At 40.1% G+C, this 18,934-nt stretch carries 14 protein-coding genes; 11 read left to right on the forward strand and 3 right to left on the reverse strand.

Annotation, left to right across the window (positions count from 1 at the left end; genetic code table 11):
- Positions 1 to 2: 2 nt before the first annotated feature.
- Positions 3 to 5,234, forward strand: a complete 5,232-nt coding sequence (locus tag GM920_RS05645) for a non-ribosomal peptide synthetase (protein ID WP_182954276.1) — start codon at positions 3 to 5, stop codon at positions 5,232 to 5,234.
- Complete coding sequence (locus GM920_RS05650; protein WP_182954277.1) at positions 5,234 to 5,956, forward strand: 4'-phosphopantetheinyl transferase family protein; 723 nt, start codon at positions 5,234 to 5,236, stop codon at positions 5,954 to 5,956. Before GM920_RS05645 ends, GM920_RS05650 begins: the two co-directional genes overlap by 1 nt.
- A 57-nt stretch (positions 5,957 to 6,013) precedes the next feature.
- Here GM920_RS05650 and GM920_RS05655 read toward each other — a convergent pair whose 3' ends face one another.
- Together GM920_RS05655 and GM920_RS05660 are read right to left on the reverse strand one after the other, a co-directional pair.
- A complete protein-coding gene (locus tag GM920_RS05655; RefSeq protein ID WP_182954278.1) occupies positions 6,014 to 7,180 on the reverse strand; it encodes a glycosyltransferase family 2 protein in 1,167 nt (388 codons plus the stop codon).
- Positions 7,181 to 7,185: 5 nt separating this feature from the next.
- Positions 7,186 to 8,097 carry a glycosyltransferase family 2 protein gene (locus GM920_RS05660; protein ID WP_182954280.1) on the reverse strand — a complete coding sequence of 304 codons (912 nt, stop codon included), beginning with the start codon at positions 8,095 to 8,097 and terminating at the stop codon, positions 7,186 to 7,188.
- 147 nt (positions 8,098 to 8,244) lie between these two features.
- Between GM920_RS05660 and GM920_RS05665 the strand changes: the two genes are divergently transcribed.
- From GM920_RS05665 to GM920_RS05695, 7 genes are all read left to right on the forward strand, one after another.
- A complete protein-coding gene (locus tag GM920_RS05665) occupies positions 8,245 to 8,769 on the forward strand; it encodes a hypothetical protein (protein WP_182954281.1) in 525 nt (174 codons plus the stop codon).
- A 148-nt stretch (positions 8,770 to 8,917) separates the two neighbouring features.
- Entirely contained in the window at positions 8,918 to 9,778 is an 861-nt protein-coding gene (locus tag GM920_RS05670) for a beta-1,6-N-acetylglucosaminyltransferase (protein WP_182954284.1), read from the forward strand.
- Entirely contained in the window at positions 9,762 to 10,133 is a 372-nt protein-coding gene (locus GM920_RS05675) for a sugar 3,4-ketoisomerase (RefSeq protein WP_182954286.1), read from the forward strand. The genes GM920_RS05670 and GM920_RS05675 overlap by 17 nt, the downstream gene beginning before the upstream one ends.
- A complete protein-coding gene (locus tag GM920_RS05680; RefSeq protein WP_202986040.1) occupies positions 10,111 to 11,211 on the forward strand; it encodes a DegT/DnrJ/EryC1/StrS family aminotransferase in 1,101 nt (366 codons plus the stop codon). The genes GM920_RS05675 and GM920_RS05680 overlap by 23 nt, the downstream gene beginning before the upstream one ends.
- 6 nt (positions 11,212 to 11,217) lie before the next feature.
- Positions 11,218 to 12,030, forward strand: a complete 813-nt coding sequence (locus GM920_RS05685; RefSeq protein ID WP_182954287.1) for a methyltransferase, TIGR04325 family — start codon at positions 11,218 to 11,220, stop codon at positions 12,028 to 12,030.
- A gap of 39 nt (positions 12,031 to 12,069) precedes the next feature.
- Positions 12,070 to 13,887: an ABC transporter ATP-binding protein gene (locus tag GM920_RS05690; RefSeq protein WP_182954290.1), complete on the forward strand. Its 1,818-nt coding sequence runs from the start codon at positions 12,070 to 12,072 to the stop codon at positions 13,885 to 13,887.
- A 5-nt stretch (positions 13,888 to 13,892) separates the two neighbouring features.
- A complete protein-coding gene (locus tag GM920_RS05695; protein WP_182954291.1) occupies positions 13,893 to 14,939 on the forward strand; it encodes a prenyltransferase/squalene oxidase repeat-containing protein in 1,047 nt (348 codons plus the stop codon).
- A 64-nt stretch (positions 14,940 to 15,003) separates the two neighbouring features.
- Here the strand turns inward: GM920_RS05695 and GM920_RS05700 are convergent, their stop codons facing one another.
- Positions 15,004 to 16,572 (reverse strand): hypothetical protein, encoded by a 1,569-nt coding sequence (locus tag GM920_RS05700; protein ID WP_182954294.1) that lies wholly within the window; start codon positions 16,570 to 16,572, stop codon positions 15,004 to 15,006.
- Between the two features lie 253 nt (positions 16,573 to 16,825).
- Here GM920_RS05700 and GM920_RS05705 point away from each other — a divergent pair, with 253 nt between their 5' ends.
- Both GM920_RS05705 and GM920_RS05710 read left to right on the forward strand, forming a co-directional pair.
- Positions 16,826 to 17,950, forward strand: coding sequence for a glycosyltransferase (locus GM920_RS05705; protein ID WP_182954296.1), 1,125 nt, complete (start codon positions 16,826 to 16,828; stop codon positions 17,948 to 17,950).
- A complete protein-coding gene (locus GM920_RS05710; protein WP_182954298.1) occupies positions 17,940 to 18,917 on the forward strand; it encodes a glycosyltransferase family 2 protein in 978 nt (325 codons plus the stop codon). Before GM920_RS05705 ends, GM920_RS05710 begins: the two co-directional genes overlap by 11 nt.
- The last annotated feature ends 17 nt before the right edge of the window (positions 18,918 to 18,934 follow it).

The following is an 18,934-nucleotide window of genomic DNA, read 5'->3' on the forward strand; positions in this document are numbered from 1 at the left end:
TAATGTCTCAACATATACTAACACCAGTCGACTTTGACCCTTTTGAAGAAACAAAAGAGATTGAAAAGATTGTATTCACGAATGAACCACAGAAAGAAATCTGGCTGTCTTGCATGATAGGTGGATTGGCCGCCAACCTGGCCTACAATGAATCTGTTTCTTTGGAACTTAAAGGTGAAATTCAGTTTGCTCATTTTGCAACTGCTTTACTGGACGTACTGGACAGACACGAAGCGCTACGTGCTACAGTGAGTCCGAATGGAGAAAGCCTGATCATTTATAATGAACAAGATATTGCACTTGATTTTCAGGATATTTCCAGGGAAATTGATCAGAAAGCCATGTTGAATGCATTTATTAAACAGGAAATGCAATCTCCTTTTGACTTACAGGAAGGCCCTTTAATGCGTTTATTTTTACATAAACTTTCTGAAACACACTACTTCTTTACCATTGTTAAGCACCATATTATCAGCGACGGATGGTCTACGGGAGTATTCCTGGAAGACTTATGTACAATTTACAATGCCAATGTGCAAGGGAAACCGATTAGCCTAAGTCCTGCTCCACAGATCAGTGATTATGCCCATGATATGATGGTTTTTGAGCAGAGTCCGGAGTACCGGAAAACGCTCGATTACTGGCTGGATATGTACAAAGATCATGTGCCGGTACTGAATCTTCCAACAGATTTCCCAAGGCCAGCATTAAGAACCTATGAGGCATCCCGCTTTGATTTGCATCTTTCGACGGAAATCGTGACACAGTTAAAAAAGACAGGGGCCAGCTCCGGAGCCAGCCTGGTGAATACTTTGCTGAGCGCATTTGAGGTATTCTTATACTTACAAACACATCAGGAAGAATTGGTGGTCGGACTTCCTGCAGCCGGACAAGCGGCAACGGAGAAATTCGGATTGATCGGTCACTGTGTAAATCTGCTTCCATTAAAAACTAAGATCGATCCGAACTTATCATTCAGTACGTATCTGAAACAACGAAAAAAAGCTTTCTTTGATGCATATGACCACCAGAAGTTCACTTTTGGGCAATTGGTGAAAGCACTGAACCTAAAAAGAGATCCTTCAAGAATACCATTGGTTCCTGTGGTTTTCAATATTGATATGGGTATGGACAATTCTGTCTCATTTGATGGCTTAGATTACGAACTGATTTCTAACCCCAGAGCCTACGAGACTTTTGAATTGTTTTTAAATGCCACCAGCTCTAAGCGCGGACTTACCTTAGAATGGACTTACAACACCCAGCTTTTCAGCGCTGCGACCATTGAAAAAATGGCCGGGGATTTTGAAAGTTTATTGAAAAGCATCATTGAAGATCCTACGAAAACCATCAGCGCCCATAGTGTGGCAAATTCGGAACCTTGGTTGGATCAGTTGAAAGCATGGAATCAAACCGCAGTAGATTTCGACAAAAACACCCCCTTAACGCAGCTCATTGAAGACGTTTCTTTAAAACAACCCAATCAAAAAGCGATTAGCTTTAGAAAGGAACAATTGACTTACCGGGAACTCAATTACCGTGTCAATCAGTTTGCTACTTATTTACAGGAAAAAGGGATCAAAACCGGAGATATTGTTGCCATTGCAACAGAGCGTTCCATAGAGATGGTGATTGGCTTATTGGGGATTCTTAAAGCTGGCGGGGTATACCTACCATTAGATCCAGATTTTCCGCATGACCGTATCGTATATATGTTGGCCGATTCCAAAGCGAAAATATTATTGGTTTCTAAAGCACATCAGGGCAAATATACTGGGGAAGCTGTTGAATTGGTGATCGAAGAAATTTGGACTTTGCTGGATGACCGCCCGGCGAAAAGACCGGAAGTTGCTGTTTTAGGTAGCAACCTTGCCTATATATTATATACGTCAGGCTCAACTGGAAAACCTAAAGGGGTTAAAATCACGCATGCCAACCTGCTAAATTTCTTGTTCAGCATGCAATCTAAGCCAGGCATTGATCCTTCGGATCGTTTATTGGCGATCACCACAATTTCTTTTGACATTGCCGGACTGGAGTTATATTTACCACTCATTACCGGGGCAGAATTGGTTTTATGCGACACAGAAAACGCCAGAGACGGGCGTTTATTACTGGATCTGATCCAAGAACAACAGATCACCATCATGCAGGCTACCCCTTCTACCTGGAGAATGATGATAGAATCGGGATGGACCAATAACCTTTCCTTAAAGGTATTGTGTGGTGGCGAAAGCTTACCTAAAGATTTAGCTACAGCACTTTTACAGCGATGTTCCTCTTTATGGAATATGTATGGCCCTACAGAAACCACAATTTGGTCGACCATAAAAGAGGTTAAAAAAGAAGATGAACTGATTACTATTGGTAAGCCTATTTTTAATACCAGTATTTATCTGCTGAATGAGAACGGCCAGTTGGTTCCTCCGGGAAATATCGGGGAGATTGTAATTGGCGGGGAAGGATTGGCTGAAGGCTACCTAAATCAACCAGAACTGACCGCCGAAAAGTTCATAAAAGATACTTTTAGTGGTCTGGAAAATAGCAGGCTTTACAAAACCGGAGACTTGGGGAAATTCACCGAAGATGGGGAAATCATTTGTCTGGGCAGATCTGATCAACAAGTAAAAATCCGTGGTCATCGGATAGAACTTGGCGAAATTGAAAATTGTATTGCCGAATTGGAAGCGGTCAAGCAGGCAGTCGTTATAGCCACCGCAGACCAATCTACTGGGCAACGACTCGTTGCTTATGTGATTCCTGAAGACCTGGAACAAAAAAACACCACACCTTCCTGGAAAGACCGTTGGGACACCATTTATGATATGGCAGCACAATCTTCCTCAGGAAAAGAAGAGTCCGAGCAGAAGATTGATGGAATTTTATTAGAACAATGGAAAAATAGCGACAGCCTGGTAGAACAGGCAGCAGAGTGGCTGAAGGTTTCCGCGGAAAGGATTAAGGCGCTCCATGCACAAGATATTTTAGAAATTGGTAGTGGCGGTGGCCAGCTGATGTTTGAACTGGCTCCTTTTGCCAGCTCCTATCTGGCTACAGATTATGCAGAAACAGCGATTGAAAAACTACAGGAAAAGTTGGACACGCATCCGGAGAAGTGGCAGCATGTAAAGACAAGTGCCAATGCTGCAGATGATTTTAGTAAAATTACCAATCCGGCGTTCGACTTGATACTGATCCACAGTGTGGCTCAGTATTTTCCCGATACTGCTTATTTCCTTAAAGTAATTGGTAATGCGGTGCAGCGATTGAAGAATGGTGGCTGCTTGTTTATCGGAGATATGCAAGGGAAGAATAGCTTAACCATGTACCATGCGATGGACTATTTGGCCAATGCAAAAGACAGCAGCACACTTCCTGATTTCCAGGAGGTAGTGAGTAACCGGGTAAGAATCGAAGATGAGTTTGTTGCTGATCCCACGTTTTTCTATTTGCTACCGAAGTTAATGCCAGAGATATCTGGTGTAGATGTACAGTTAAGAAGAGGATCCTCATTAAATGAAACCACTAAATACCATTACGATGTTTGGATCTATGTCAATTCTGATCATAAATCTATAAAACCAGATATAACACTGGATTGGCAACAACTCAAAAGTGTAGCTGCTGTAGCAGATTTGATCAAAAAAGAAGCGGCAAACTGTATTGCCATCAATGGCGTATTCAATTCCAGAACTGCCAGGGACTATGCATTGTTGCAATGGATGAGTCATGCGGAACCAACGGCCTTGGTTGCGGATATTAAACAGCAATTGGCACATTTGGAAGATGGCGTTCATCCTGATCAATTCTGGGACTTAGGGAAGGAAATGGGTTATCAAACACATATCCGTTGGGGCAATGATGGCACAGATGGCAATTATGACGTGATATTTATAAAAGATGGAATCGCAAACGTGATACCGGAAGCCCCTTCTATAGGGGTTGATATGACAACGGCCAACCCATTAGACTTTGCTAAAACCCCAATTTCAACCAACGAGGTTTTTCTTTCTAAAAAAACGATAGCAGCCTGGAAAGAAGTTTTGAGCCATGCGCTTCCAGATTACATGGTGCCAGCTGATTTTATCGCTTTAAAAATGTTCCCGCTTACACCAAACCATAAAATTGATAAGAAAGCACTTCCTAAACCACAGCCAAAAGCTGAAAACCAATGGCAATCAAGGGAGCTTCCGCAAAATAAAGATGAGCAGCTAATCTTTGACATCTGGTCGGCGGTACTGGGTTTAGAATATATGGATACGACTGCCGACTTTTTTGAGCTTGGTGGCCACTCCCTACTTGCCGTAAAAGTAATGGCTGCTATTGAAAAAGAAACCGGAAAGAGACTGCCATTGGCCACTCTTTTTGAAAATGCCAACATTCAAAAGCTGGCAAAAAAACTGCGCCCTGATGAAGAAGAGGTAAAATGGGAAGCCTTGGTACCCATAAAAACCTCCGGATCAAAGCACCCATTATTTATGGTTCATGGTGGTGGGTTAAACGTACTGGTTTTCCAATCCATTAGCAAATACCTGGATGAAGATCAACCACTTTATGGCTTGCAAGCTTTGGGTCTGAACCGAGAAACAGTACTTTATAATAGTATTGAAGAGATTGCTGCGGTATATGTTTCAGAAATCATGAAAGTTCATCCAAATGGGCCGTACTATTTATCAGGCTATTCGCTGGGTGGTTTCATTGTTTATGAGATGGCCAAACAGCTGACAAAAATGGGCAAAGAGGTTAAGTTTTTAGGAATTCTAGATACTTATGCAGGAGATGTGGGGAGCTCGGTTCCTGAATCTGTAAAAGTGCTGAATAAGATTAAAAGGCAATTTTATAAAGTTCCATTTATCATTGGCTCATTATTCCGTCACCCTGGAGAAACCATACATTATCAACGACAAATCATCAAGCGCCGCATGGATCAGACTTTGACACCTCAAGGCCAGGAATACACCATGCATTTCAGTCCTTATGAAAAGGAGATTTATAAAAGTTACGACCAGGCACACAATCATTACACCATGGTTCCGGAAGACCTAAAAATCAGCCTGTTTACCGTAAAGAAAAGGTTGTATTATCTGGATGACAACCATTCTCTTGGCTGGGCAAAATATGCAAACAAAGGCATAGAACGTCATCATGTACCTGGCGATCATGAGACTTTCTTATACCCTCCAAATAATGAAGAATTTGCGCGGATTTTACAGGCTGCTTTAAACAATATCTAATGGAACCAACCGCTGATAATTTGATGATTGGCCAGATCAACTGGCTTCTTTATGATGGACAAGACCTCTCTATAAAGGATTTTGTCCACGTTTTTAAAATTAAAGCGAGTGACTATTTTAAAAAGATAAACCCCAATGGAATATTATCTGCAGAAGAATTGGCTAAAGCAAGTAGATTTCTACACCAACAAAGCAGAGAGAATTATACGGTCCGCAAATATTTTCTGAGAAAACTCCTTGCCCATTTCCTGGGTAGTCCAGCTGAAGGCCTTGTTTTTCAATTGAAAGACAATAAGAAGCCCGCAATTGACGGACTATCCTTCAACGTCAGCCATTCTAAAGACCTGATCACCATCGCCATCAGCGAAAGTCCCATTGGTGTGGACATCGAGTATGTGGATCCATATTTTCAATATCAAGAGGTGGTTGATCTTTGCTTTAGTACAGAAGAAAAAGCGATGCTGGGGAATTCAGCCCTCCCTATCCTTACGTTTTACCTGCTTTGGACCAGAAAAGAAGCGATCGTTAAATCTACCGGAGAGGGAATTGTAGAACAACTTCAAGAGGTCCCTTGCAAGGATATTCGGGTATTTAGAAATGGCTTGGACTATGACATCGCTAGTTTTTTTGCGACGGAGACTCATTTACTCAGCACGGCTACTCCAACTGACAGTAAGCCTGTTAAATTCTGGGAATTGAGTAATGGCCTTAATTTCTTTTAGCCATTCATAATCCAGCAATTGCTTCTTTAGGATCAATTGCTGGATTATAGTTTTCCATTATTTTCTTTTAGACTTTTCCCAAGCCGCACTTTGGTTCTTCTTATAGTACCTGATGATGCCAGCGATCACGGCATAGTTCATCACGCAGAAATAATAAGGAATAAATAAGGCTTTGATTCTGATGTTTCTATTTTCAAAATAGAGTCCGATGAGACTCAACAAGTAAAAGAATACCTGCAGTCCAAATAGCACCTGATAAAACAAATCGCCCGTTTTAAATGCAATGATTCCGTTTAAAACAAAGGCAAGGATTAACAGAAATGGCGTGATGGTCCATCTCAGTACCCTATGGCTAATGTATTGAAAAGTAAATATGGGATTGTGAAAAGGATTTGCCGCTTTTTTCAACCTTAAGATAGATTGTATTCCTCCTGCGGCGATTCTTATTTTGCGTTTCAATTCTTCTTTCACATCTGCAGAAGCAGTTTCCATAGCATAGGCATTGGGTTCATAGGCAATGATGTATCCCTTTTCAGCAATGCGCATGGCGATCATATGATCATCGATAATCGTATCCGATTCTACAGGCTGGTACAATGCGGTTCGAATGCTAAACAGCTCTCCCGCTGCACCAACTCCTGAATACAAGTTATAATCCCATTTTTTCAATAGAGATTCATACTTCCAGTAAAACCCTTCTCCAGCAGAACTGGCATCGGCTGTTTCTGGTACCAGTATTCTCTTTTCTCCAGCTACTGCCCCTACTTTCGGATTCTGATAGTGTTTAACCAGTTCTACAATAGCGTCCTTATTTAAAAAGGTATTGGCATCGGTAAACACGGTAACTTCCCCAGTAATAAATGGGATTGCCCGTTTAATTGCTGCCATTTTCCCCTCCCTTGCATCGATATGCAGTAAGGTAATTTCCGAATATTTCCGCACCTGATCAGGAGTACTATCTGAAGAACCATCAGTGGTAAAAATGAATTGGATTTTATCTTTAGGATAGTTTAAAGCGAGGGTATTTTTGATTTTCTCTTCAATCAGCTCGGCTTCATTATAGGCCGCTACCAACAAGGTTACGGTAGGCAAATCCTTCCCTTTTTCAAAAGAAAAGGGTTTCACAAAGAGGTTTTTGAGCTTCAGCAACAGGTAAAGGACAAAGCCATAACCAACAAACGTATATACGATCAGAAAAATGCTGATCCAGAAAAGTATGATCATTAATATTAAATTTTAAAGCCTAAGTTATTGCTGGTTTTGGAATGGGTAAAGTTCCAGAATAACCCTTTAAACACCCATTTTATCAAATCCTTTCTTCCCTTTTTAAGGTAGATAAATATTTGTTTCGGACAAGCAATTCCGATGTAAAAGCAAGTAAAAAGAAGGGTATTGAAAAGGCCGGTATTCCTACGGATGAAAAGTAATCTATTTCTGGTCATGAAATAGGTTTTGATAGCACTTTCTTTTCCGACACTCATCGACTCTTTATGGTAGACCTTTGTTTGCCCGGTAAACCAGATTTTCTTTCCTGCGCGTTTGAATTGTTCGCACCAGTCTAACTCTTCATAATATAAGAAATAGTTTTCTGCCATCAGGCCTACCTGATCCAGATCTGCCCTCCTGCACATCATGGCTGCCCCATGGCAAAAAGCGGTTTCCCGACTATCATGATCATATTGGCCAGTATTATGTTCCATATTACCGATCCCTTTATTCCTCGCAGTGAGGTAATTCATCTCCGAAAATCCCGCATACTGTATCGTATCTGGTTGATCATAGTATAATAATAATGGAGAAATAATCCCGATTTCCCGGTTTTCCTCCATGGCTTCAGTTAATGTTGAAATGAGGTTGGCACTGATTTCAGTATCGTTATTCAATAAGAGTAAAAACTCGCCTGTAGCTATTTTAATGCCTATATTGTTTCCTCCGGCGAAGCCTAAATTCTGTGCTGAACGCAGGTATTTTAAGCCCGGATAAGCAGCCATAAATTCAGCTTCATGGTCTTCTCTGCTCCCATTGTCTACTAAAATCAGCTCTACTGGTATTCCTGTGGTATTATTCTTGACTGAATGTAGGAACGCTATGGTAACCTCGGGTTGGTTAAAATTAACGGAAATTATAGAGGTCAGTTTCATCTGCTGTAAAAGTAGGTTTTTGATTGATCATTTTTTAGCGATTTAATTTGCAAAGAAGCTATAAATATGCCAGATTTAAAAAATCATTCCGAGATCATAAATGTAGAAATTTGATAGTAATATTTTGAACGCTTTTATCAGCAAGGAATGAAAAACAGGCTTGACGTACGTTTTATATCTAAGGCATTAAGATGCCTGTTGATTGCGTTGTTTGCTTTTATGAGCTATCATGTCCTTCCAACCAGGTTTCAAAAAGAGCTGAAATCAAGAGAATACCTACAGCCCATCACTTCTAGCATAGACCAGTCTTTTACTCATCACCACAAATTAGCTCCGGGAATACATTTAATACGAGCGCATACCTTGGTCTATGAATACGCAAACCCTGAAGTCCCTAAACGGATTTTTAAATATAAACTACCAACTCAAACGCTAAAGATACTTTATAAAAAAAACCGGGTTGCGATTCTATACAGTAAACCCATCTACCAAAATAGAAAACAAGTTGATGGAGAAAGCACAAATAAGAACTTTGAGGCTAGCTCCGGGAGAAAGATATGGCAATTGCTCAGACAAAATGAGACTTACCTTCCCCCTTTCTTCTGCTACCGCATGCAGCGTGGTGATATTAGTTTTTCCGATGACCCTTTACCCGAAGGAGTAGTATCTTAGCCTAAGAATACAAAAGTATTCAACTACTTACGCTAAGAAGAGACTATCTTCAGATAGTAAAATTGATAATTTCTTAGACACCATAACAAAACGTTGTAGAAATTATAAACATTGGCATTATATTTTCAAGCAATTTATTAAATTAAACATGCGTATCGCTCATCTGATATTAACTTATACCAATCCTCAACAGACTGAAAGAATGATCAGGAACATGTATCATCCTGATTTTGATTTTTACATTCATGTAGATAAAAAATTTGATGTCAACCCTCATTTATTCCTCAAGTCATTACCTAATGTTTATTTCATAAATAATCGAGTAGATGTAAAATGGGCTGGTTTTAGTACCGTTATTGCTACTTTCGAATGTATCAAAGAAATTGTGGGTACGGGAATCAAATATGACTTTATTAACTTCCTAAGTGGACAGGATTATCCACTTAAATCACCAAACTATATTCATGATTTTTTCAAGAAGAATATTGGCAAAGAATTCTTAAGTTACAGGGACATTAAAAACGACTGGAAAGAGGGTTTAATTAGGATGGAGAAGTATTTCCTGTCTGGTTATAATTTCCCAGGTAAACATAGATTAGAAAAGGTGATTAATAAAGTACTTCCACGTAGGAAATTGCCACAAAAACTTCACCCTTATGGAAAATCAATGTTCTGGATGCTCAGCCCGGAAGTAGCCATGTATGTGGTAACCAGAGTAGAAAAAGACAACGAATTGAAGCAATTCTTTTCTTTCTGCTGGGCGAGTGATGAATTTGTTTTTCAAACCATGATTCTGAACTCAAAATATAAAGATAAAGTAGTAAATAATAATTATAGATATATTGATTGGTCTGCCGGAGGTGCTAATCCAAAAGTATTAGACGAAACTGATTTTGAACATTTAAAATCTACTAAGATGCTATTCGCGAGAAAATTTGACATGATCCACAAACCCGAGATTTTAGATTTAATTGACAACAACCTATTAAAAGATGGCACACATTATTAACATTCAAACATTTAAAGATTCCAGAGGAGTTCTGACCGTATTAGACCAGGTCGTTCCATTTGAAATCAAGAGGCTTTTTTACATCTATTCTGTAGACAATACCGACAGAGGTGGCCACAGACATCACGAAACGCAACAGGCCGCCATTTGTATCAAAGGTTCCTGCAAAATCACCAACAATAACGGTACAAAAACTGAAATATTCGACTTAGATAGTCCTGAAAAGTGCCTATTTTTATTGCCGGAAGACTGGCACGTTATGCACGATTTTTCGTCAGATGCAATTTTACTAGTACTAGCTTCCACTGCATTTGATCCTAAAGACTATATTTATGAGCCGTATGATACCGTATGAAAATCTGAAAACTTTGAATAAACCATTTGAAGAAAAACTACGTAAAAAGTTCGACCTATTTTTAGATAAAGGCTGGTATATACTGGGCCAGGAAGTATCCTTATTTGAAGAGGAATTTGCTGCTTACCACCAGGAAAAACATGTTGTTGGTGTAGCGAATGGACTGGATGCACTCATCCTGTCCTTAAAATGCTGTAAATTCAGCCCAGGAGCAGAGGTTATTGTACCTTCAAACACCTACATTGCCACCATTTTATCCATCATCCATTGCGGCTTAACGCCAATACTGGTAGAGCCGGATTCAAAAACATATAATATAGACCCGGCTAAGATTCAGTCAGCGATTACTGATAAAACGGCAGCCATTATGGTGGTGCACCTTTATGGACAGTGCTGCGAAATGGATCCGATTATGGAAATTGCTACTCAACATGGGCTAAAGGTTATTGAAGATTGTGCACAGGCTCATGGTGCAAAATACAAGAACCAGCTTGCCGGTACTTTTGGAGATTTTGCTGCATTTAGCTTTTATCCGACCAAGAACTTAGGTGCTTTGGGAGATGCAGGTGCGATCATCTGCAAATCTGAAGCAGATGCAGCACAGATCAGACAGCTTAGGAATTATGGTTCTGAGAAGAAATACCACAACAGTGTGGTGGGGTATAATTCCAGATTAGATGAGTTACAAGCTTCTTTTCTGAGAGAGAAGCTTCCCTACCTTGATGAGATCAACAACCACAAGCGGGCACTAGCAGCTATTTATTTTCAGGAATTGAATGGGGATTTTATTAAACCTCATGTTGGTTCAGACTTCCATCATGTTTACCATATTTTCAATATTTTACACCCGGAAAGAGATCGGTTAAAAAAATACTTACTGGATCAGGGAATCGCTACGGAAATACATTATCCTGTAGCCCCACAAAACCAGCTCGCCCTTAAAGATTACCTGACAAAATTTGATTATCCAATATCCACTAAAATACACGAAACAACATTAAGTTTACCCTGCTCATTCGCGCATACCAAAGCCGATATTTATCAGGTAGTAGAAATTTTAAATAAATTTAACACCTAACCGAATATGTTTTACCTCGTCAAAGAATTAATCCCCCCCGTTGCCCATAGCTTAAGATGGTTTAGTTTTAATTATGGATGGAAAGGTGACTATAAGAATTATGACGAGGCCAAACAAAAATGCTCAGGTTATGATGAGCAAGCTATTTTAAATAAGATCAAGGAGAGTACCTTGAAAGTAAAGAACAAGGAAATTGCTTACGAACGTGATGGTATCTCTTACGATCAGGTTCAAATGAACTTTCCTATGTTAAGTGTGCTGTTATATGTGGCCTCCAAAAATGACAATGAACTGGTTCTAATTGACTTTGGAGGCTCATTAGGAACGACGTTCTACCAAAATTATGAGTACTTAAAACATTTAAAAAAACTAAAATGGTGCATTATTGAGCAACCTTCATTTGTTGAAGCAGGAAAAGCATCATTTGAAAATGAACACATTGTCTTTTATGACTCCATCTCCGCATGTTTGGCAGAAAATAAGGTTCAGCTGTTCATGATCTGCAATGTGCTTCAATATCTTGAAAAACCTTATGAGTTGTTGGAGGAAGTGAAAAATTCAGGTATCCCACATGTACTCCTTGATTTTATCGGCTATAATGATAAAGCGGGTGATAGAATTACGATACAATACGTGCCGCCTGTGTTTTATGGAATTGAAGCTTCTTACCCCTGTTATTTCCCGGACCGGAATCGCGTGAAATTATCACTGGCTAGCCACTATGAAAAAAAGTATGATTTCCTTTGTGCTCCTGAAAAATACTACCTACAGCTAAAACCCTTTCGGTATGAAGGTTCCTTTTGGGAAATCAAAAAATAAAGAATCTCATGACCATTTATACTTTGCCTGTTCCCTATAATGATTAAATCATTCCTAAATAAACTCCATAAGCTAAGTACCAACCTGAATCTTTTAAGGATTTTAAAGTTGATTTGGTCGGCCTCCAAAGTTTGGACAACGGTATCTATTGCCTTCATTATTGTAGAAAGCGTTCTATTTTTCTCTTCGCTATATATGTTGAAGAAATTAATAGATACGGTTTCAAAATATGGCATCAACAACCTTCAAAATGAATCGGAAGTCATAAAATACCTGTCACTTGCTGCACTATCTGCCATTTCCTACGCTGCCATAAAAGCCATTTCCAGCTACATAACTGAAAAACAATCCGGAGAAGTCGCTGAATATATTGATAGTAAGATCCATGAAAGTGCCATTGGTCTGGATCTTTCTTTTTATGAGAGTCCTGAATACTTTGACATCCTCAAGAGAGCAAGAGATATGGGGAGTGACCGCCCTAACCTGATCGTGTTCAGCATTGTGGATATTGCCAAAAACACGATGAGCCTGATCGTCATCGCCTCTATGCTGGTAGCCATTGACTGGAGACTCTTCCCAATCCTGGCGCTTTTTGTGATCCCCACTTTATGGGTAAGGATTAATTTCGCCGACAGTCAGAATGCACTTCGGATTGCACAAACAGCTTTGGAGCGAAAATCTAATTATTTGAGCACTTTATTAACTGCAGATACCCATGCTAAAGAGATCAGAAGCTTTGGATTGGGAGATTATTTGAGAAAGATCCATGTAGCTATCCGCTTAGATTTATTATCCGGGAGGTTAAAAATCAGCAAAAGACGCACCTACAAAGAGCTTTTGACTTCCACAATTGCCGCTATAGGTTTCTTTGCCTGTATCGCTTATATCGCCATTGGCAGCATCCATGGCCGTACCAGCGTAGGTGACATTACGCTATTCCTTGTCGCTTTCCCTCAAGCCTTTAACATCTTACAGGGATTATCTTCGAGCATTTCTACACTTTACCAAAACAACATCTTTGTTAAGAGTGTATTTGAACTGTTTGACCTGAAAAGTAGCTTACCTGAGGCTGAGCATCCGATACCTATTCCAGATGACTCGCTGATTGACTTGGAAATCAAAGACTTGAATTTCACCTACCCCCATGCGAAACGTCCTACCTTAACAAACATCAATATCAAAATGCCTGCGGGAAAAATTGTAGCGGTGGTCGGTATGAATGGTGCTGGAAAATCGACTTTAATTAAGTTGATGTGTAGGTTATATGATCCGAGTTCCGGCCAGATTATGCTCAATGGAACCGACATTAGGCGTTTTGAAAGCAGGGCCTATAGAAAAGAAATTTGCGCTGTATTCCAAGATTTCGGAAAATACAATGTCTCGGCTGCTGATAACATCAGATTTGGCGATATCGATGGCATACGCAGCGAAGAAGAGCTTCAGGAAGCTGCAAAAAACTCTGGAGCAGATTCATTTATTGACACCTTTCCTGCCGGTTATCAAACCATTATGGGCAGGATTTTTGAAGATGGACATGAGGTGAGCATTGGTCAGTGGCAAAAATTGGCCATTGCCAGAGCATTCTATAGCAAGTCGCGTTTTATCATTTTAGATGAGGCTACCAGTGCATTAGATGCCAATGCGGAGAAAATATTATTCGACTCATTCCGGGAAAGGATTGGAAATCGTGCCGCGATTATCATCAGTCATAGACAGTCAGCAGTAAAACACGCCGATTACATTTATATGCTTTCCAATGGGAAGATAGTCGAGGCCGGAACAAATGAAGCCTTAATGGCATTACAAGGTCATTACTTTAAGCTATTTAATAAAGATTCATTACATCACAACTCGTAATCACCATGCTAAGCGAATCAGCAAATTTGGATCAAACTATTGTGAAAGGGGTCAACTACCTTTATGACCATCAATATCCAAACGGGGAATTTTGTTGCTATATCTCTGATGAGGACGAAATGAAAATGTGTATTCCACACAGCAATGTCTTTCCAACTTCATTAATTGCTTATTCGCTACTGCATTTAAAGGAACTTCCTGAAGTCAGCGAAATGCTGGATATGGCTGCTGCTTTTCTGCAATACCAGACGATGCGTGGCGGCGTATGGAATAACTTCACCATATTAAACCCGCTCTTTCCGATTTGCCCACCTGATGTAGACAATACCGTTTGTGCCTCCAAGTTTCTACAAGCTATGGGAGAAACCTACCCTTCCAATGAAGCGTTAATCATGGCCAACAGGCATTCCTCAGGACTCTTTTACACCTGGTTTACCCTGCGCCCAAGCCTTGTACCAATTAAAGACTTTTGGATGCTCAATTTCCGGGCATTTAAACATCCCATTAGCACCTTTTTATTCTGGAAAAAAACAGAGGCCGGAAGATATGATATCGATGCAGCGGTCAATGCAAATGCCTTATTCTATTTTGGCTATCGGGCAGAAACGGCACCAATAGTTGATTATCTTCTGGACATCATTGACAGAGGAAAAGAAGCCGATTGCGACCTTTGGTATCGCAATCCATTTACCATCTATTACTTTTTCTCAAGACCCTACACCGCCGGCGTATATCAAATGAAACCAGCCCGAGAAAAGATAGTTCAAAGGATACTAAAAACATCGAAGCCTGATGGCTCATTTGGTGAAGGGGTATTAGATACCGCACTGGCCATCATCAGCCTACTCAACTGGGAAGTCGCTGTCTCCAACTTGGATGCTGCAATAGCCTACTTAATCCGCCAGCAAAAACGTTCCGGTGGATGGCCACGATGGGCGGTTTATTATGGTGGTCCTAAGAAGCAATTGTGTTATGGATCAGAAGAAATGACCACTGGATTTTGTCTGGAAGCCCTGGCCTTGTACCGCATAAAACTACAAGAAAAAGCCTGATGACATTAAGCCTTGTTAAAGGTTTAATGTCATCAGGCTTTCAGCTAAACAAAAAAATCAAGCACTACAGCTTAGCCTCCACAAAAATTGGGGTTTCTGAAACCTCTAATTCCAGGATCCCATTAGGGATAGCCACCTCTTTTACAGACATCGCATCTTTTCCTGGTTGCAGTGTATAAATCAACGCTTTTTTTGCTTGCTGCAAATCCAGTGAATATTTCTCTTTACGGTCTACTTCATCTGGAACCGCCAATACAAACATTCTCTTTTTTCCCAATTGATAAACATCTACGATAGGATCTTTGTTGATGGTATTCAGATAGTAATAATCTCCCATCAATTTGGTCACCTGACGAATATAATCGGCAGCAGGTCTGCGTTTACTTCTGTCTACCAGACCAGAGAAACCAAAAGTACCGCCATCATCTGCTCCTGGTTCATTATTGTCATATAATTGATAGTAGAAAACCCTGTCCAGCCCTTGTCTGGCATAAAGTAGGCCCAATCTTAACAACCAATCTGCCTGCGTAATTTCCTTTGATTTTGAACCGATTGCAATGGCTCTTTGCGAGCTTTTATTCCCCAGATCATAACCTGTTTCTGTAGACCATACTGGCATATTACCCAGCTCTGCTGCATAATTAACAAAAGAATTCGCAATCTCGGTCATGTCGTTTGTTTCTGGAGCAACACCTCTGTTCTTGGTTCTAAACTTAGCAAACCATCCGGTATAGTCATTTGAGTACATGTGGTAGTTGATCACGTCAAAACACAAATCAACTTTACCATCCTTCTTCATCCCTCTGTTTTTCTTGCACCATTCTACCATTCTTTTCACATACTCCACATTAGGTTTGGCTATTCCACCCATCACGACCATCATCGTAGGATCTGCTGTTTTTACCCCAACACCTGCTCCCAGGCTCCCTTTATGGCCATCATAAAAAGCAGATAACTGTGCTGCATACTCCTCAGGACTCTGTTCTGCATCTTTCCCTCTCCACCATTTATCTGGCTCATTACTACTTTCCAGGTATTTCACATAGCCTAACCCAATAACTGGTGAAGCGGATTCTTTAGGAACAAGGATTAATTTTTTATCAATATTCTTATTGCGTCCATATCTCGCTGCGAGCTGAAAACCAGCTTTCGCAATGTCAATATAAGATTTGGGAAGGTCTTTTTTTGCACCATAAGGAAGTGGACTTAAGTCCCGCTGTCTTTGCCCCTCTGGATAGGTGTTGATCAGCCAATTTGGTGTTACCTGTAAATCCACAAGTACAGTGATGCTATCACGCATACACTTCTCATAAATTTCATCATAACTCCAACCACCTTCCGGCTTATGATTAAATCTGAAGACCTCTTTTTGTGGCTCAACGCGTTCCCAATCCAGGAAATGTCTAAAGCCGCTAAAATTACGAATGATGTTAAATTTTGCCGAATCAAAATTGTTATGTGCATCATAAAAATCCCATTCGAAACCATTTATACCGAACATATCCTTCATCTTAACTTGCTTACTTCTAAGCGGCTTGATCTCGCCGTAATTTCTTTTATCTTGAGTACAACCAGCTAGAGAGCTCAGGAAGAGAAATAGAACGAGACTTATCAATGGGTAAACTTTTTTCATCTCTTATTTTGTTTACACTAAGATAATACAATATCCAAAATTATATACATAACAGTTAAATAAGTTAAAGCCCTAAGCCCCCCCTTATCCTCTCTCATGAATAATTGTAAAAGTTAATAATGAAGGCTTAAATAAATGTAAATTTCTTTAGATTTGTTTAACTCCCGGACCACCTACTCTAGGCATTCTATATAGGGGAAAAGAAAAATTGAAGCATAACACTCATCAAAAAATAGCGATAATTACCTGTTGCATGGACGACTGGGGCGGAAGTGAAGAACTTTGGGCTAAAAGCATTCCTATGTTAAAGAAAGGAACTTCAGTGCTTTTGTTTAAAAACCGCATCAACAGTTCTCATCCGGAGTTCATTAAACTCATCCAACAGCAGGTAAAGCTGGTGGAATTAGAACCTCATGTTACAATACCGGAGCAGTTTAACCGAAAAATCAAGCAACTATACAAAAGGCTTAGGTCAAGAGATTACCGACAAAATTATGGCTTGGATAGATTTCATGATCAACTGAAAGAAGCGCAGCCGGATCTGGTCATTGTAGCACAGGGAATAAATTTTGACGGCTTAATTTACGCCTATCAATGTCACTTGCTTAAAATCCCTTACGTAATTATTGCACAAAAAGCAGTGGACTTTTATTGGCCCTATCCAACCGATCGGGACTATATGAAGAAAACGCTACTCCATGCAAAACAATGCTTTTTTGTTTCCCATCACAATAAGACCTTAACTGAAGAACAATTTGGCCTACGCCTGGAAAACAGTCAGGTGGTCTTTAACCCAATAAAAACCAAGGTAAATGTATTGCCTCATCCAGAGACAAGTCAAGGGTATAAACTGGCTTGTGTAGCCCGCTTATTTATCATCGATAAGGCCCAGGATATTTTACTGAGAATCATGAATAAAAAGAAGTGGCGGGAAAGACCAATCACACTTTCTCTTATTGGAACCGGCCTGGATGAACAAGGAATAAAAGATATGGCGAATCTTTTAGCACTCGACAATGTGGAGTTCCTTGGCTTTCATGATGATATTGAAAATTTATGGCGAAATTATCACGCCCTATTGTTACCTTCAAGAAGCGAAGGCCTTCCGCTATCCATGATTGAAGCGATGTCTGTTGGACGTACCGTGATTGTCAGCAATGCCGGTGGTAATGCTGATATCATTAACGATGGCGTAAACGGATTCATCGCTGAAGCCACAGAAAAAGATTTTGAAGCGGCTATGGAGCGCGCCTGGCAACTGCGCGACCGTTGGCCTGAAATAGGAACAGCAGCTTCACTACATATAACAAATCACCTCCCAATTTCTCCGGAAACGGATTTCGCGAATCACTTAAACGACCTACTAGATGAGTTATAACCCATTAGTCTCTGTTATTATCCCCACATTTAATAGGGCGGACAAACTTCCTGATGCCATTGAAAGTGTCCTCAACCAGACCTATAAGCATGTTCAGATCATTGTTATTGATGATGGTTCAACAGATAATACTGCAGATTTGGTTAAAAATTATCCAGAGCTGGAATATCACTGGCAGAAAAATGGTGGACAAGCCTCGGCAAGAAATAAAGGCTTAAAAAATGCGAAAGGGCCTATTCTAGCTTCATTGGATTCAGATGATATCTGGTATCCTGATTTTTTAACGAGATGCGTGGAAAAGCTAGAAGCTGAACAGCTTGATTTTGTTTTTGCGAACTGGGATCAGGATGTAAAAGTTGGCGAAAGCTGGGATTTTTTATCAAATGATCCATTTTTAAAACCTTACCACCAATCGGCAAAAGACCATTGGTCAAATTTGAATGATCAGGAACTAAGAGCGCTATTCCTGAAAGCTTGCCCCTCGCCTTCTTCCTCCGTGGTGGTTCGTAAATCTTCGATTGTCTCCGGTTGGGATGAACAGATTAACATTGGAGACGACTGGTGTATGTACCTGGAAATGATCTTAACCAAGAAATGTAAAGCTGCCTATACACTAGACCGATTATGGAGAAAGCGAGTAGATGAAATTAATGTCTTTGATGGTAGAAAATGGAGTGAAATCCTGGAATTCCTTCACATCGCCGACCTAAAGATTAAAATGGATAAGTTTAAGCACCTACTTCATAAAGATGAGCTAAAAATACTCCAACAAAGATATATGGCCAGCCTGGTGGAACTCTCCAAACATAACTTGATCAGGGAGTTTAATTTCCCTCACTCTATGCGCTTATTAAAACGCTCATTTGCTATCGACATTCCTTTTACCCTAAAAGCCATTCCCAACATACTAATGAAAGGACTAGGAGGAAAAGTAAAAGATATAACCACTAAACTCAACAAAAAATAGCCGCTTGTTCAGGCAAT

Origin of the sequence: Pedobacter gandavensis (genome assembly GCF_014172405.1) — a bacterium.
Classification (GTDB): domain Bacteria; phylum Bacteroidota; class Bacteroidia; order Sphingobacteriales; family Sphingobacteriaceae; genus Pedobacter; species Pedobacter gandavensis.